We start from the raw sequence: 15880 nt of genomic DNA, 5'->3' as shown, positions 1-15880 counted from the left end.
GTAGATCAGGCGTCATGGTGCTGACCTTTCAACAAATCATTTTAAAGCTGCAGGAATACTGGGACAAACAAGGCTGCACACTGTTGCAACCTTACGATATGGAAGTCGGCGCAGGCACCAGCCACACCGCGACTTTTTTACGCGCATTAGGGCCAGAGCCGTGGAAAGCCGCCTATGTGCAGCCTAGCCGCCGCCCCAAAGATGGCCGCTATGGCGAAAACCCCAACCGTTTGCAACACTACTACCAATATCAGGTGGTGCTCAAACCCGCCCCGGCCAATATTCTGGAGCTCTACCTGGGCTCATTAGAGGCACTCGGCTTTAACTTGCAGGAAAATGACATCCGCTTTGTGGAGGATGACTGGGAAAACCCAACGCTGGGTGCCTGGGGCCTGGGCTGGGAAGTCTGGCTCAATGGCATGGAAGTGACGCAGTTCACTTACTTTCAGCAAGTCGGCGGCATTAACTGTAAGCCGATTACCGGTGAAATTACTTATGGTTTAGAGCGTTTGGCCATGTATTTGCAAGGCGTCGAAAACGTGTATGACCTCGAATATTCGCCTGGCGTGAAATATGGTGATGTGTTCCACCAAAATGAGGTGGAGCAATCGACCTATAACTTTGAGCATTCGGATGTCGACTTTTTGTTTACCGCGTTTAATGCGCACGAAAAACAAGCCAAGCACCTGATGGAAAACAAACTGGCTTTGCCAGGCTACGAGCAAGTGCTCAAAGCCGCGCATACCTTTAACCTGCTCGATGCGCGTGGGGCGATTTCTGTCACCGAGCGTGCGGCGTATATCGGCCGTATCCGTAACCTGGCCCGCGCCGTGGCCGCCAGCTACCTCGATAGCCGCGCCAGACTGGGTTTCCCGATGGCGCCTAAAGCCTGGGCCGACGAAGTGTTGGCAAAACTGGACAGCGAACAAGCAGAACAAAACAAGAAAGCCGCCGCATGAGTACCCGCAATCTGTTAGTTGAATTATTTGTAGAAGAGTTGCCGCCTAAAGTATTGAACAAACTGGGTGAGTCTTTTAGTGGTGTGCTGGCCGAGAGTTTGAAAGCTTCCGGCTTGCTGGCGGATGACAGTGAGGTGACTACCTTTGCATCTCCACGACGTCTGGCTGCGCATATCACGCAGGTTGCTGAAAAAGCGGCCGACAAACAAGTGGCGCAAAAGTTGATGCCAGCGACCGTTGGCCTGGATGCCAACGGCAATGCAACTCCAGCTCTGCTGAAAAAATTGCAGGCATTGGGCGAAAGTGAAAGCGCGGTTGCCAAATTACGCAAAGAGCATGATGGCAAAGCCGATATTCTGTTTTTGGATGCGACTCAGCCCGGCGCTACCTTGACTGAAGGCTTGCAAAAAGCAATTGATGACACGCTGGCAAAGCTGCCTATCCCCAAAGTGATGACTTACCAAATTAATGATGGCTGGGAGAGCGTTAACTTTGTGCGCCCAGCCCATGGATTGGTCGCCCTGCATGGTAATGAAGTCGTGCCTGTTTCTGTGCTGGGTCTTGCAGCCGGTAACACCACGCAAGGTCACCGTTTTGAGGCGAAAAATCCAGTGGTTACCATCACCTCTGCTGATACCTATGCGCAACAATTGATAGAAGAAGGTGCCGTGATTGCCGGGTTTGATGCGCGCCGTGCCGAGATTGTGCAGCAATTGCAGGCCGCCGCGGATAAACAAGGCCTGAAACCGATTGAAGACGATGCCTTGCTGGACGAAGTGACTGCGCTGGTGGAACGTCCGAATGTGTTGCTGGGCCAGTTTGAACAAGAGTTTTTAGCGGTGCCGCAAGAGTGCCTGATTTTGACCATGAAGGCCAACCAGAAATACTTCCCCTTGCTGGATGCAAGCGGCAAGCTGACGAATAAGTTTTTAATTGTTTCCAATATCAACCCGGCTGATGCCAGCAAGGTGATTGGCGGCAACGAACGTGTAGTGCGTCCACGCCTGGCTGATGCCAAGTTCTTTTTTGACCAGGACCGTAAAAAGACGCTGGAAAGCCGTTTGCCAGGTTTGGCGAAAGTGGTGTACCACAACAAATTAGGCTCACAAGGCGAGCGTAACGAGCGTGTGGTGGCCATTGCCAGTGCGATTGCCCAGCAGATTGGTGGCGACGGCTTTGTGGCTAAAGTGGCGCAAGCCGCGCGCTTATCTAAAATTGACTTGCTGACCGATATGGTGGGTGAGTTCCCCGAGCTGCAAGGCATTATGGGGCGTTACTACGCCCAGCACGAAGGCCTGGCCGATGATGTGGCCTATGCCATTGAAGACCATTACCGTCCGCGCTTTGCCGGAGATGAATTGCCGCGTAGCCAGGTCGGTGTGGTGGTAGCGTTGGCAGACAAACTGGAAACGCTGGTCGGGCTATTTAGTATTGGTGAAAAGCCAACTGGCGATAAAGATCCGTTTGGATTAAGAAGGCAAGCTATAGGTGTGATTAGATTAATCATTGAGACAGAGATTAATATTGGACTGGGGCAATTGTTTGACATTGCATCTCATGCGCACAATGACGATGAGCTATGGTACACAGCAAAAGACCATGAGTTAGATAATAAAGTTAATAGTAATTCATCGACTCAATCACAAAGAACAAATAGGTCTTTGGACAAGGATGCACTGTATGACTTTATTAATGACAGACTAACTGTCAATTTAAAAGAGCAGGGATATTCTACGCAAGAGGTTGAGTCCGTTATTGCGTTGAAGAGTGATTGTTTAGTTGAGATTCCGCGTCGCCTGAGTGCGGTGCAAGCGTTTGCCAATTTGCCGGAAGCCCCAGCCTTGGCAGCTGCTAACAAGCGTGTTTCTAATATTCTCAAGAAAGTGGAAGGCGAAGTAAAAGCTGAAGTGAACGCCGAGTTGCTGCAAGAGTCTGCCGAAAAAGCCCTGCATCAGGCGCTGGCAGAAACCAAGCCAACAGCCGACCAGTTGTTTGAAACAGGAGATTACACCGCCTCGTTGCAAGCGCTGGCGGTATTAAAAGCGCCGGTAGACACGTTCTTTGACTCAGTGATGGTCAATGCCGATGACCCGGCGCTCAAGGCGAATCGCCTGGGCTTGCTGGCAACCTTGCATCAGGCCATGAACCGCGTAGCCGACTTATCTAAACTGGCCAGTTAATCGAATTGCCGTCAGGAGTGTATGTATGAAGCTAGTCATTCTCGACCGTGACGGCGTGATTAACCGCGACAGCGCGACCTTTATCAAAAATCCCAATGAGTGGATTCCGATTCCCGGTAGCCTGGAAGCGATTGCGCTGTTAAATCAGCACGGCTATCGCGTAGCTGTGGCTACCAATCAGTCTGGCATTGCGCGCGGCTATTTTGATATGGCGACGCTGAATGCGATACACGACAAAATGCATAAAGCGCTGGCGCAGGTTGGTGGCCGTATTGATGCGGTATTTTATTGCCCGCATGCGGCCGATGCACATTGTGCTTGCCGCAAGCCCAATACCGGCATGATTGAAGAAATTGGCAAACGCTTTAATGTCGAGCTAACCAAAGTACCCGGTGTGGGCGATGCCTTGCGTGATTTGCAGGCGTTTGAAAAAGCCGGTTGCCAACCTTACCTGGTGCGCACGGGCAAAGGCGAAGAAACTTACAATTTGTCTGATATGCCTCAAACGACCATTGTGGTGGCTGACCTGGCTGCGGCAGTGCAAGATATTATTGCGGGTGACCGATAATGCAAACAGCCGTGTTGTATGTGCGTGCCTTGTTGTTTTATGTGGGCCTGTTTGCACTGACTATCCCGTTTTCGCTACTGGCGATTGTGTTGATTCCCTTACCTGCTGTCACACGTTCGCGCTGGGTCAGTGGTTGGGCCTATAGCGTGCTGTGGTGGCTCAAGGTGACTTGCAATCTGCGTTATGAGGTTAGCGGGCGCGAGCATATTCCTGCGCATGCGCATATTATTTTGTCCAAACATCAATCCGCATGGGAGACCATCGGCTTGCAGTGTATTTTTCCGCCGCAAATCTGGGTCATGAAAAAAGAGCTGTTGATGATTCCTTTTTTGGGTTGGGCATTTTGGGCCTTGGATGCGATTCCGATTGACCGCAGTGCGGGCCGTGAAGCCTTAAAAAAACTGGTGAATAATGGCAAAGAGCGGCTCACGCGCGGCTTGAGCGTGGTGATTTTTCCAGAAGGCACCCGCATCGCACCTGGTGCGCGCGGCAAATACCACATTGGTGGTGCCTGGCTGGCAGCGCATACTGGCACGACGGTAGCGCCTGTCGCACACAATGCCGGGCGTTTCTGGCGTAAAAACTCTATTCTCAAATACCCTGGTGTGATTAAAGTGGTGATTGGCCCGCCTATAGAAACGGCTGGCCTAAAGCCGGATGCGGTGAATAAACTGGTCGAAGACTGGATAGAGGCGGAGATGTTGCACCTGTGATCGCGCAACAGCTGCAACTGCCTAACGGGCAACGCATAGATTATCAGCTCGACCTGCGTGCCCGCAGAACCATAGGCCTGAAAATCACCGCGCATGGCCTGGTGGTGCATGCGCCCAAGCGTATTTCTGCCACCCAGCTGCAGCAAGTGCTGTTAGAAAAATCTGGCTGGATACAGCAAAAACTCACCTTGCGTGAGGCTAACCAGGTGACGGCCATGCAATGGCAGGATGGTGAGCCGCTGTTATTTATGGGGCAGGATATTGTGTTAACACTGCAACAGCATGCTACTAACAAAGCGGTGGTGTTACAAGGTAACCAGTTACTGGTCAGGTCGCCGCAGATTGATCAGTCAGCGATTGTTGCGCGCAAGGTGTTGCAATGGTACGCACAACAGGCCTTGCCCGACTTCACGCGCAGAGTAGAGCTCATCGCGGCGCAAATGGGCGAAAAGGTGAGTGCTGTGGGGCTCTCTAACGCAAAGTCACGCTGGGGCAGTTGCAATAGCCGCAAACAGATTCGCCTCAATTGGCGCCTGATACAAGCACCGCCGCATATTATTCAATATGTGGTGTGCCACGAAATGGCCCATCTGCGGGAAATGAACCACTCTGCCAGATTCTATGCCGTGCAGGAAAAACTATTCCCCAATCACCTCCAGGCTGAAAAAGAACTCAAAGCCTTGTCGGCGATTTTGCATCGCATGGCATAAAAAGCACGCGCACGGCGTGCTTTATCAGGGCCAATTACCAAACGCGGTATTGCTGACCGTTTTCAAAGCCTTCTACACTTCTCTGATAAGCCAAGGCGACTTTAGCGCCAGGCACTGACTCACCACCGGGGAACGCGGCACCATACACATGCCATGATTCTGCCAGCACGGCCGGACTAACCACATTAATACGGCGGTCTTGCTTTAACTCCAGGGCTGCGCCAAGCACAAACCCGTCTACCGCGGCATTCACGGTAGAAAAATTCGTGCCGCCAAAGGTCGGGTGATGGCTCAGGCTGCCGCTGGTCAGTGTAATTGAGCCGCCTGCATTCAGGTAATGCTGGCCAATCAGCGTCACATTGACTTGCCCTAACAGCTTGCTGTTAAGCCCTAGCTTGAACTGTTCTTCGGTCATTTCTTTCATCGCGCCAAAATGGACATCACCTGCCGCCACGACAATCGCATCTACATTGCCAACCTGTTCAAACAGCTGGCGGATACTGCTTTCATTGCTGATGTCGACCTGGTACTGGCCGCTGGTTTTACCCGCTTCGATAATGTCATGACGTGGTGCAAGGGTCTGTTTAACCAGCTTGCCTATGGTGCCGTTGGCGCCAATGATTAAAACTTTCATAAGAGTCTCCATGAGATTAAGTAAACAACAGACGCATTGTCCATGATTAATTAATGCGGATAAATCGTGTAATATTAAAAATATATTGTCATTAAACTCATTAATATGGACCGCTTTTTAAGCATGGAAGTCTTTGTATCTACGGTGGAGTCGGGTAGCTTGACGGCTGCGGCCAGTCTGCTCAAGCTGACGCCTTCTATGCTCAGCAAGCATCTCAGTGCGTTGGAAAAACGGCTGGGCACACCATTGTTGCAGCGCACCACGCGTCGTCAGCATTTAACCGAAGCAGGGCAGGCCTATTACGCTCAATGCAAGCAGATTATGACGCAACTGGCCGCAGCAGAAGCCGGGGTCGAGGCCATGAGCAACAGCCCGAAAGGCATGTTGCGCGTCAGCGCATCGGTCTGGTTTGGCTCACTGACATTGGCACCACTGGCTTGTGATTATTTGCAACAGCATCCCGCCGTTAATTTGCAGTTGTCACTGACGGATCGCTTTGTTGATATTGTCGATGAGGGTTATGACGTCGCTATCCGTATTGGCAACCTGGCCGATTCATCGTTGATTGCCCGTAAACTGACGATGTTTGAAGTCGCTATTTGCGCATCCCCAGACTATTTGCAACACGCTGGCGTGCCACAAACGCCAGCGGATTTATTGCAGCACCAATGCCTGGGTTTTAGTCATTGGCATAGCCAAGGGGGCTGGAAACAAATTAACCCAGAGCTGGCGCATGCTTCAATCGTACAGCGTTTTGAGGCGGATAATGGTCAAGCCTTGCGCATCGCGGCACTCAAGGGGCTGGGGATTATCTTGATGCCCAGGGCTTTGCTAAAAGAGGATATTAGTGCTGGCAGGCTGGTGGAGCTGCTTAACGCATATACGCCTCCGGCCAGGCCGATACATGCGGTGTATCCACGCAGCCGACAGTCGCAGCCCAAACTCAGCAGTTTTGTCGATTATCTGGTGTCGGCGTTTAGCGTGGCTGTGTGATCAGCGCATTTTTTTGTTTGCCAGCCAGATGCCGCTAAAAATAGTCAGCATGCCCAATAGTTGATAACCCTGAAAAACTTCGCGCAAAAGCAAGGTCGACAACATTGAGCCAAAAATCGGCATGGCATGAATAAACACGCTGGCACGCACTGAGCCCACCAGGCTGACGGCCCTGGCGTAAGCCAGCAACGCGATCACGGAAGGGAATATGCCGATATAAGCCAGTATCCATAAAGTGTGCGTGCTTTTAATCTGTATGGGGTGCGCCTCGCTCTCCCAAAGGGCTAATGGGGCTAACAGCGCTAATGCAATCAATACCTGGCACAGCATGAGCCCGGTGCGGTTAATGTGCGCGGGGATTTCTTTGAGCCATAGCGTATATAGAGCCCAAAAAATCATGGCGACAAAAATAATGACATCGCCGGGTGCAAAGGCCAGTGTCATCAGTATGTGCAGATCTCCGTGTGAAACGACGACCAATACGCCGGCGAGTGATACCAGCATGGCGAATAATTGCCCCATAGATAACGTTTGCCGGTAAAACAGGTAGCCGAATATTGCGACCAAAAAAGGGATAAATGAATTAAGGATGATGCCATTGGTTGCGCTGGTGGTATGCAAACCCCAATAGACCAGCAGGTTAAAGGCAGCGACGCCGGTGATAGCGGTGCCTAATACGTGCCAGCGGTAAGCCAGGTAATGGCTGTGTTCACGTAAAAAAGGCCGGATGGCAAAAGGCAGCAGGCATAATGCGGCAATGCTCCAGCGTATCAGTGATAACGCGACTGGCGGCACCTCGGCGCTAATGGCGCGTCCGGCGATAAAGTTACCGGCCCAAAGTAGTGGCGGCAGTAACAATAAAAGCAATAGTCGCCAGGGTAATATAGTGGCTGCAGTGTGTGCCATGACGACGCTTGATGAGTAGGAGAGGCTGATTGTAGAGGGCAATCACATGCTTTGGGCAATAAAAAAGGGGCTCATTGCCCCTTATTACTGAAACTGGCGTGATCTAAGCGGCGCCGAGTTGCACCGGGGTGAGCTGAATCAGCTTTTTAACCAGGCCTGGGTGCTGTTCTGCGTGCGCTTCTTTGAGGCAGGCTTTAGCGCAGCTGGCACATTTGCCGCATTCTGCCCCAACGCCTAATTGCTCTTTTAAATGCTTAACGGTTTTTGCGCCATTTCTCACTGCATGGTGAATCTGTCGCTCAGTTACTGCATTACACACGCAAACGTACATATTGCCTCTAGTTAAAATCACTAATGATAATTATTATCATTTAATGAGAGTTTGTCAAGGCGAAATTGGTTCCGTACAGCCATAAAAAAAGCCGCTTTCGCGGCTTAATTCAATGGTTTAGCACAACGGCGTGCTTATTCAGACTCAATCTGTGTTTGCAAGTAATTGGGCAGGGTCACGTCAGTGATCAGGCGCTGCTGGGTTTCCAGCCAGTCTACGGCTTCTTCGCAGGCTTCGAGTAGCTCAGTCAGCAAATCGCGGGTGACATAGTCTTGCAGTTTTTCGGCTTCTGCAATCGCTTCTACCAGTTGTGGGTGTTGCACCTCTTTTTCAAAGCTGAGGTCTCCTTGCAGGCATTCCACCACTTCTTCGCCAATCAATAACTTGCCCAGGTTTTGCAGATTGGGCAGGCCATCAAGAAACAGAATGCGTTCAATCACTTCATCCGCTTCTTTCATTACGCGGATAGATTGCTTGTACTGGTAATCGTTAAGTTTTTCCAGGCCCCACTTTTTAAACATGCGGGCATGCAAAAAATACTGGTTAATTGAGGTCAGCTGGTTTTTGAGCACCTTGTTCAAGGTGACTATCATTTGTTTATCGCCTTTCATGGCTACTCCTTATGCCGCTGCCGGGCTGTTATTCATTTGGCTTTGGCAGTAGTTTTCCATGCCTACCAGTTTAATCAGGCTGAGTTGTTTCTCTAGCCAGTAAGCGTGATCCATTTCAGTGTCGTCCAACTGCACCAGCAGCATTTCGCGGCTGACGAAGTCTTGCGCCTGCTCGCAGGCTTCAATGGCTTTTTTCAGGTGTTTGACCACGGTGTATTCCAGCGCCAGGTCAGACTCGAGCATGGACTTCACATCTTTGCCAATATTGAGTGCATCACGCTTGGCCAGGTTGGGTTTGCCTTCAAGAAACAAGATGCGTTGAATTAGCGCGCGGGCATGCTCACGCTCGTGCAGAGATTCGTGCAGAATGCGCTCTGAGATTACGCCCAGCCCCATGTCCGCATACATTTCACCGTGAATGAGGTATTGGTCAGTGGCGGATAATTCACCCGCCAGCAGGTCATTCAAAATGTCTATGATTTTTTTATCGCCTTTCATTGTCGGCTCCTGTTTACATTTTTGATGCAGCCATCATACAGGAAAGCAGAAATGATGCAATTAAAAAATTAATGTAACTATTTGATTTTAAATAATATTTTAAATAAAAATATAAATGAAAATCGTTCTTGATGCGTTCCGCAGTTGGCGGTTGTGCAGCGGCCGAGTTACAGCAAAAGTTGCAAGTCGTGCGCAATGTTTTCCGGTTTTTCGCCGTATCCGAGGTAGATTCGTGGCGCGCCATTTTTATCAAACACATACATGCCTGCGCTATGATCCATGGTGTAGCCAGACTTGCCCGGTTCACTCACTTTGGCCGCATACACTTTGTATTCACTGAGGTTGGCGGCCACCTCCGCCACGGTGCCGCGCAAGCCGATAAAGCGTGCATCAAAGCCCGGCACAAACTGCGCCAGTACTTCCTGCGTGTCGCGTTCCGGGTCAACGGTCACAAACAGCACCTGCACGTCACTGGCTTTGTCACCCAGCAGTTTCATGGTTTGCTTGAGGTCGCTCATGGTGGTCGGGCAGACATCCGGGCAATGTGTATAGCCAAAAAACAGCACCACCACCTTGCCTTTAAAGTCGCTCATGCTACGCAGTTTTCCGGTGTGGTCGGTCAGTGACAATGGTTTGCCAAACTGGGTGCCGGTTAAATCGGTGCCAGTAAAGCTGGCAGAACCACCTTGCTGGCAGGCTGCTTGCAGCATGGCTAAAAGCATCAGTGCCAGATAAACCCACTTAAAACGCATAGACATGCAAAAAATCCTTGTAAATCATCATCGAAATGGATTCTAGCATAGGCGAAAAGGGTGCAGATTAGTTTACAATACTGGTTTTTGATGATTGACGGATTAAAGGCGAGTTTAAATGGCAATACCGAGTTCGATGGCAGACCGTGACGGCGTTATCTGGTACGACGGCAAAATGGTTAACTGGCGTGACGCCACCACCCATGTATTAACCCATACCCTGCATTACGGCATGGGCGTGTTTGAAGGGGTGCGTGCCTACAAAACCGACAAAGGCACCGCGATTTTCCGCCTCAAAGAGCACACCGATCGCTTGTTCCGTAGCGCGCACATCCTCGGTATGAAAATGCCGTTTGATAAAGAGACCATCTCAGAAGCGCAAAAAGCTGCTGTGCGTGAAAACAAGCTCGAGTCTGCCTATTTGCGCCCAATGGCGTTTTACGGTGCAGAAGCCATGGGTATTTCTGCCAAAACCTTGTCCACACATGTGATTGTTGGCGCATGGAGCTGGGGTGCTTACATGGGTGAAGAAGCAATCACCAAAGGCATTCGCGTTAAAACGTCTTCTTTTGCACGTCACCACGTCAATATCACCATGTGTAAAGCCAAGGCTAATGGCAACTATATGAACAGCATCCTGGCCCACCAGGAAGCTGCACAAGATGGCTACCAAGAAGCATTGCTGCTGGACGTAGATGGTTTCGTGGCTGAAGGTTCCGGTGAAAACATTTTCATCATCCGTAACGGCAAACTATATACACCAGACCTGACCTCAGCGCTCGAAGGCATTACCCGCGACACCATCATCCACCTGGCCAAAGTAGAGCTGGGCCTGGAAGTGATTGAAAAACGCATTACCCGTGATGAAGTCTACAGCGCCGACGAAGCGTTTTTCACCGGCACTGCGGCTGAAGTGACGCCTATCCGTGAACTGGATAACCGCGCGATTGGCGAAGGCGTCCGTGGCCCGATTACAGAAAAATTGCAAACTATGTACTTTGATGTGGTTAAAGGCAAAAATGCCAAGTACGCCCATTGGCTGACACTGGTTTAATCGCTAGCGTTTAATTGATTGCAACTGCCTGTTTGCTGGAGAGTTTAAATGTCTGATGTCAAAGAGTTTGAAGTAGACGGCAAAGACTTGCCATTGCATTGCCCGACCAAAGAAGTTGCATTGTGGGCATCACATCCAAGAGTGTTTCTGGATGTGGCAAAAACCGGCGAGGCTTTATGCCCGTATTGCGGGACGAAGTTTAAGTTGAAACCCGGTACGCAGGTGCATCATCATTAAGTAGAAAAACCCACGCATTGCGTGGGTTTTTTGTTGGTGGATTTGAGATGCGTGGGTTTGGATAACTTGGGAAAGTCATTCTTTCCTCTTCTACTTCCGTATATGCAATCCACCTTCGTCATTCCGGCGTGGGTGGGCGAGGTTTGTGGTTGTTTGTTAGGTTGTTTTTCGCTTTTTCAGCGAGTTACTTTTCTTTGCTTGCCCAAAGAATAAGTAACCAAAAGAAATGCACCCCAGCTTCCGCTTGATTCCTGTGCTACTCGGTTTGTCGGGCGGCAATCAAAAACTCGCTCCTACGGAGCTCAAACAGTTGCTTGCCGACAACTCCCGCCAATCCTGCGTTGCTCGGCGCGGCAGATGGGGACCCTGAACACCATGCGACCGCAACCATTGGCAAATTGAAGAAAGAAAAAAGAATCTGGTTTTTAAATCGCCCAAACTTCTACTATGGGAGTTTGGCGAGATGAATCCCATTCCATCACGCTGAGTAGCGGAGACGAAGTGGGGGTAGTCGGCCATCGTCTGTTCGAGTTCCGCGGTGGCTTGCGGGCTGTGCAAGCCGCTAGGGCGAGTTTCGATGGACGCCCACTTTGTTGAGCAACGCAAGGGAGCCGCAGGCCGTGATGGCTGGGTGCCCTCTTCTTTGGTTACTTTCTGAGGGGCAAGCATCAGAAAGTGACTCGCCAGCAAGGCGAAAAAGGAAAGTTGTTAGTGCGAAGATGTCAGCATTTTTTGCTAATGCCAAAAAAGAATTAATTTCTAAAGTGCCCCATCGTCTTAATAAGAGATCTAGTCAGTCAGCCCCCACAACTGCTGCATGACTAGCTGAGTCTCTTCTGTTCCACTTGTCAAAAACACATAATCCCCAGCCTCTGTGGCTGCATTCAGCATTTGCTGTTGCTCCAGCACCTGCTGCAAACGCTTGGCCACCGCAGCGCCAGTATCGATCAAGGTGACATTCGGTCCGACTATTTGTTGAATATGTTTACGCACAAACGGGTAGTGCGTACAGCCCAGCACAATGGTGTCTGCGCCTGCGGCGATGAGCGGTTGGCAATATTGTTGCAATAACGCGAGGGTGTGCGGGGTATTTAGCTGGCCTTGTTCTATGCATTCGACTAGCCCAACACAGGCTTGTGTGACGACTTGCACGCTTTGCCCATAGTGCTCAAGCAAGGCGGCAAATTGTGCGCTTTGCAGGGTGCCGGTGGTGGCGAGTACGCCGATGATGCCGTTATTGCTGGCGGCTGCCGCGGGCTTGACGGCGGGCTCCATGCCGATAATGGGCAGGGTGTAGCGTTGGCGCAGGCTGCCAATGGCGGCGGCGGTGGCGGTGTTACAGGCGACGACCAGGGCTTTGGCGCCTTGGTCAATTAATGTGTCGGCAATGGTAACGCAGCGTTGCTGGATTTGGCTGGCAGATTTGTTGCCATAGGGTGCATGTGCGCTGTCGGCAAAATAGACAAAATGCTCATGTGGCAGTTGGCGGGTGAGGTGTTTGAGCACGCTGAGGCCACCGACCCCGGAATCCATCACCCCGACCGGGGCATTGACTGCAATCGCTGAGCACATCGAAATGGCACGGTATGATTTATAATGACCGGATTATATCGGATTTTATACAGGTTAAAGGAATGGCCAATCGGCTGAGCAAGATTTACACGCGTACTGGCGATAGCGGCACGACCGGGCTGGGTGATGGCTCGCGTGTTGCTAAATCTGACCTGCGCGTGGCAGCCATGGGCGATGTGGATGAGCTCAATGCGGTGCTTGGCATGTTGCTGGTGGAGAGTTTGGCCGACGATGTGCGTGACAGTTTGCTGGCGATTCAGCATGATTTGTTCGACCTGGGTGGTGAGTTATGCATGCCTGGGCATCATTTTATCCAGGCTGGGCGAGTGACTTTTCTTGAGCGCACACTGGACGCCTGGAACGAAGAGCTCAGCCCGTTAAAAGAGTTTATTTTGCCGGGTGGCAGCCGTGCAGCGGCTGTTTGCCATTTGGCACGCACGGTTTGTCGCCGTGCCGAACGTGTGTTGCATGCGTTGCATGCCCAATCGCCGCTGACGCCGGTGGCGTTGCAGTACCTTAACCGTTTGTCCGATTTACTATTTGTCCTCTGTCGCACGCTTAACCGGCATGCAAATGTGCCGGATGTCTTGTGGAATAACCAACATAAACTGTAGCGCGGCCCAGGCTGGCGCTCGAAACGCAAAAAAAAATGATTAAACAATTACTGCAAAAAGTATTCCGTCGTCGTGCTAACGCGAATACCCATACCCAACTGCCTGCAGCGCAAATTATTCAGGCGGGTAAACATAAAATCAATCAGAAACACATCAGCCAGGCCGCATTGAAAACCTGCGACCAACTGCAAAAGGCCGGGTTTCAGGCCTATATTGTTGGCGGCGCGGTGCGTGACTTGCTGCTCAACCACCCACCAAAAGACTTTGATGTGGCCACCAATGCCACGCCAGAGCAAGTGCATAAGGTATTTAGGCGCTCACGCATTATTGGCCGCCGTTTTCGGCTGGTGCATGTGTTGTGGGGGCATGAAACCATTGAGGTGTCTACCTTTCGCGGCCATCACCTGAGTGAGGGTGATGCCGAAACCAACGATAGTGGTCGCATTATTCGTGACAACGTATTTGGCGGCATTGAAGAAGACTCTGTGCGCCGTGACTTTACGGCCAATGCACTGTATTACGACCCCAAGCGCCAGGAGGTACTCGACTTTCATCATGGCGTGGCAGATGTTCGCGCCAAAACGCTGCGTATGATTGGTGATCCGGTGACGCGTTATCAAGAGGATCCGGTGCGCATGCTGCGTGCGGTACGCTTGTCTGCCAAGCTAGGCTTAAAGCTGGAGCGTTCGACCGAGGCGCCAATACGCAAACTGGCTGATTTGCTGGAGGACGTGCCGCCCAGCCGCTTGTTTGATGAGATGTTAAAGTTATTTTTGTCAGGCCATGCCATTGAAAGCATCAATGCTTTGCGCGCGCAGCAGTTGCACCATGGCTTGCTGCCCTTGCTAGACGTAGTATTGGAGCAGCCGCTGGGTGAAAAATTTGTCATGCTGGCGCTTAAAAATACCGATGAACGGATTTTGGCTGGCAAGTCTTCTAACCCCAGCTTTTTGTTTGCTACCTTGCTGTGGCACGAGGTGCTGCAAGCCTGGCAAGAAAAGCAAAAGCGTGGCGAGCATATGATGCCTGCTTTGCATGAGGCGATGAATGAAGTCATCGACAAGCAAGCAGAAAAAATGGCGATTCATAATCGCTATACGGCGACCATGAAAGAAATCTGGGTGATGCAGCCGCGCTTTGAACAACGCTCGGGCAAGCGTCCTTATGCCTTGCTCACCAACCCTAAATACCGTGCGGGTTACGACTTCTTGTTGTTACGCTGTGCTTCTGGTGAGTTGCCACAAGAGCTGGGTGACTGGTGGACGCGTTTTGCCGACGCAGGCACAGATGAACGTACCGCCATGTTGCTGCCAGAAAGTGGACCGAGCAAACGCCGCCGTAAGCCGCGTAAGAGAAAGCCTGCAGGCGGAGAATCCGCTTAATGGCGACAGCCCTGATTGCGCTGGGTAGTAACTTGCAGCAGCCCGAAACACAGGTGCGCAACGCGATTGCCGCGTTGGCCAGCACGCGGGGCTTAACGTTAGTTAAGGCTTCTAGCTTGTATGCAACCGCGCCGGTTGGCTACGATAATCAGCCTGATTTTATCAATGCCGTGGTGCAAGTGACAACCGAGATACCAGCCCCGCAGTTGATGCAATTGCTGCTGGATATTGAGCAAACCTTTGGTCGCGAGCGTCCGTTTCCTAACGCGCCGCGCATTCTTGACCTTGACTTGCTGGATTATGATGGCGTGCAACTGGATACCGAGTTGTTGAAATTGCCACATCCGCGCATGCATGAGCGTGGCTTTGTGATTTTACCTTTGGCTGAAATTATGCCTGACTTTATGCTGCCACAAGGAAAGACTGTTGTAGAATGGACAGCAGAATTTCAGCACAATGACGTGCGCAAACTGGCCCAACACTGAACGAGCAATAACCATGTTTACCCGTTTTCCTTATGTTGTCATTGAAGGTCCGATCGGCAGTGGTAAAACCACATTGGCACGCATGCTGGCCGATCAATTTTCTGTAGAACTGCTGTCTGAAAAAGCCGAGGCTAATCCGTTTTTGACCCGCTTTTATCAGGATGCCCAGCGCTACGCACTGCCAACACAGTTATTTTTCCTGTTTCAACGCTCGCGCCAGATTGAAGACATGGCCCAGCGCGATATGTTTGGCCAGCCTACGGTGTCAGATTTTTTTCTTGAAAAAGATCCATTGTTTGCGCGCCTGAATCTGGATGATGAAGAGTATTCGCTCTATCACCAGATTTACCATCATCTGCAACTTAAAGCGCCCAAGCCAGATTTGGTGGTGTATTTGCAAACGCCGGTTGACGCGCTCATGGACCGTATTGAAGAGCGTAATATCAGCTATGAACAAGACATGCCGCGCGAGTATATTGCACGCCTGGCCGACGCTTACAGTGAGTTTTTTCACGGCTACGATGCCTCGCCCTTGCTGATTGTAAACAACGAAAAGCTCAATATTATTAAAGACCCGGAAGCCTTTAAATTGCTGATTGAACGGATTGGGCAAATTAAGAGCAGCCGCGAGTACTTTAACCCTAATTTCTGATAACAGGCGTTGGCTGTTTGATCAAAGCG

The 15880-nt window shown here is 51.0% G+C and carries 19 protein-coding genes; 12 read left to right on the top strand and 7 right to left on the bottom strand.

The genetic code is table 11. From position 1 onward, the window contains the following. Nucleotides 1-17: 17 nt before the first annotated feature. From glyQ to METH5_RS0103180, 5 genes are read left to right on the top strand one after another with little or no spacing between them, the layout of a single operon-like run. On the top strand, nt 18-959 hold the full coding sequence (gene glyQ / locus METH5_RS0103200; protein ID WP_029147150.1) for a glycine--tRNA ligase subunit alpha: 942 nt from the start codon (nt 18-20) through the stop codon (nt 957-959). Beyond that, the gene (gene glyS / locus METH5_RS0103195; RefSeq protein ID WP_029147149.1) at nt 956-3139 is read left to right on the top strand and encodes a glycine--tRNA ligase subunit beta; all 2184 of its coding nucleotides are present in this window, start codon (nt 956-958) and stop codon (nt 3137-3139) included. The genes glyQ and glyS overlap by 4 nt, the downstream gene beginning before the upstream one ends. A 25-nt stretch (nt 3140-3164) precedes the next feature. Next, complete coding sequence (gene gmhB, locus METH5_RS0103190; RefSeq protein ID WP_029147148.1) at nt 3165-3707, top strand: D-glycero-beta-D-manno-heptose 1,7-bisphosphate 7-phosphatase; 543 nt, start codon at nt 3165-3167, stop codon at nt 3705-3707. After that, the gene (locus METH5_RS0103185; RefSeq protein WP_036307565.1) at nt 3707-4420 is read left to right on the top strand and encodes a 1-acyl-sn-glycerol-3-phosphate acyltransferase; all 714 of its coding nucleotides are present in this window, start codon (nt 3707-3709) and stop codon (nt 4418-4420) included. The genes gmhB and METH5_RS0103185 overlap by 1 nt, the downstream gene beginning before the upstream one ends. Continuing rightward, the gene (locus tag METH5_RS0103180) at nt 4417-5130 is read left to right on the top strand and encodes a M48 family metallopeptidase (RefSeq protein WP_029147146.1); all 714 of its coding nucleotides are present in this window, start codon (nt 4417-4419) and stop codon (nt 5128-5130) included. The genes METH5_RS0103185 and METH5_RS0103180 overlap by 4 nt, the downstream gene beginning before the upstream one ends. Before the next feature lie 34 nt (nt 5131-5164). Here the strand turns inward: METH5_RS0103180 and METH5_RS0103175 are convergent, their stop codons facing one another. Continuing rightward, nucleotides 5165-5764, bottom strand: a complete 600-nt coding sequence (locus tag METH5_RS0103175; protein WP_029147145.1) for a short chain dehydrogenase — start codon at nt 5762-5764, stop codon at nt 5165-5167. Between the two features lie 123 nt (nt 5765-5887). Between METH5_RS0103175 and METH5_RS0103170 the strand changes: the two genes are divergently transcribed. Then, nucleotides 5888-6757 carry a LysR family transcriptional regulator gene (locus METH5_RS0103170; protein ID WP_232410924.1) on the top strand — a complete coding sequence of 290 codons (870 nt, stop codon included), beginning with the start codon at nt 5888-5890 and terminating at the stop codon, nt 6755-6757. Here the strand turns inward: METH5_RS0103170 and METH5_RS0103165 are convergent, their stop codons facing one another. From METH5_RS0103165 to METH5_RS0103145, 5 genes are all read right to left on the bottom strand, one after another. Continuing rightward, the gene (locus METH5_RS0103165; protein ID WP_029147143.1) at nt 6758-7663 is read right to left on the bottom strand and encodes a DMT family transporter; all 906 of its coding nucleotides are present in this window, start codon (nt 7661-7663) and stop codon (nt 6758-6760) included. It lies immediately after the preceding gene. Between the two features lie 103 nt (nt 7664-7766). Further along, entirely contained in the window at nt 7767-7994 is a 228-nt protein-coding gene (locus METH5_RS0103160) for a bacterioferritin-associated ferredoxin (RefSeq protein WP_029147142.1), read from the bottom strand. Nucleotides 7995-8128: 134 nt separating this feature from the next. Then, a complete protein-coding gene (gene bfr / locus METH5_RS0103155) occupies nt 8129-8605 on the bottom strand; it encodes a bacterioferritin (protein WP_029147141.1) in 477 nt (158 codons plus the stop codon). A gap of 9 nt (nt 8606-8614) precedes the next feature. Further along, nucleotides 8615-9103, bottom strand: a complete 489-nt coding sequence (bfr, locus tag METH5_RS0103150; protein WP_029147140.1) for a bacterioferritin — start codon at nt 9101-9103, stop codon at nt 8615-8617. 167 nt (nt 9104-9270) lie between these two features. Then, nucleotides 9271-9861: an SCO family protein gene (locus tag METH5_RS0103145; protein WP_029147139.1), complete on the bottom strand. Its 591-nt coding sequence runs from the start codon at nt 9859-9861 to the stop codon at nt 9271-9273. A gap of 130 nt (nt 9862-9991) precedes the next feature. On the opposite strand from METH5_RS0103145, the gene METH5_RS0103140 reads away from it, so the two are divergent. Together METH5_RS0103140 and METH5_RS0103135 are read left to right on the top strand one after the other, a co-directional pair. Then, complete coding sequence (locus METH5_RS0103140; RefSeq protein ID WP_029147138.1) at nt 9992-10909, top strand: branched-chain amino acid transaminase; 918 nt, start codon at nt 9992-9994, stop codon at nt 10907-10909. Between the two features lie 48 nt (nt 10910-10957). After that, nucleotides 10958-11146, top strand: coding sequence for a zinc-finger domain-containing protein (locus METH5_RS0103135; protein WP_029147137.1), 189 nt, complete (start codon nt 10958-10960; stop codon nt 11144-11146). Between the two features lie 789 nt (nt 11147-11935). On the opposite strand, the gene murI is transcribed toward METH5_RS0103135, so the two are convergent. Continuing rightward, the gene (gene murI, locus METH5_RS0103130) at nt 11936-12718 is read right to left on the bottom strand and encodes a glutamate racemase (RefSeq protein WP_029147136.1); all 783 of its coding nucleotides are present in this window, start codon (nt 12716-12718) and stop codon (nt 11936-11938) included. A 62-nt stretch (nt 12719-12780) separates the two neighbouring features. On the opposite strand from murI, the gene METH5_RS0103125 reads away from it, so the two are divergent. Genes METH5_RS0103125 through METH5_RS0103110 form a run of 4 tightly spaced genes read left to right on the top strand, consistent with a single transcriptional unit; the run spans nt 12781 to nt 15851 of the window. Further along, the gene (locus METH5_RS0103125) at nt 12781-13332 is read left to right on the top strand and encodes a cob(I)yrinic acid a,c-diamide adenosyltransferase (RefSeq protein WP_029147135.1); all 552 of its coding nucleotides are present in this window, start codon (nt 12781-12783) and stop codon (nt 13330-13332) included. 35 nt (nt 13333-13367) lie between these two features. Beyond that, entirely contained in the window at nt 13368-14714 is a 1347-nt protein-coding gene (pcnB, locus tag METH5_RS0103120; protein ID WP_029147134.1) for a polynucleotide adenylyltransferase PcnB, read from the top strand. Next, complete coding sequence (gene folK / locus METH5_RS0103115) at nt 14714-15199, top strand: 2-amino-4-hydroxy-6-hydroxymethyldihydropteridine diphosphokinase (protein ID WP_029147133.1); 486 nt, start codon at nt 14714-14716, stop codon at nt 15197-15199. The genes pcnB and folK overlap by 1 nt, the downstream gene beginning before the upstream one ends. Before the next feature lie 13 nt (nt 15200-15212). Continuing rightward, the gene (locus METH5_RS0103110; RefSeq protein WP_081726690.1) at nt 15213-15851 is read left to right on the top strand and encodes a deoxynucleoside kinase; all 639 of its coding nucleotides are present in this window, start codon (nt 15213-15215) and stop codon (nt 15849-15851) included. Nucleotides 15852-15880 lie beyond the last annotated feature (29 nt).

It is taken from the genome of Methylophilus sp. 5 (genome assembly GCF_000515275.1).
Lineage (GTDB): Bacteria > Pseudomonadota > Gammaproteobacteria > Burkholderiales > Methylophilaceae > Methylophilus.
This window is presented reverse-complemented; position numbering and strand designations above follow the sequence as displayed.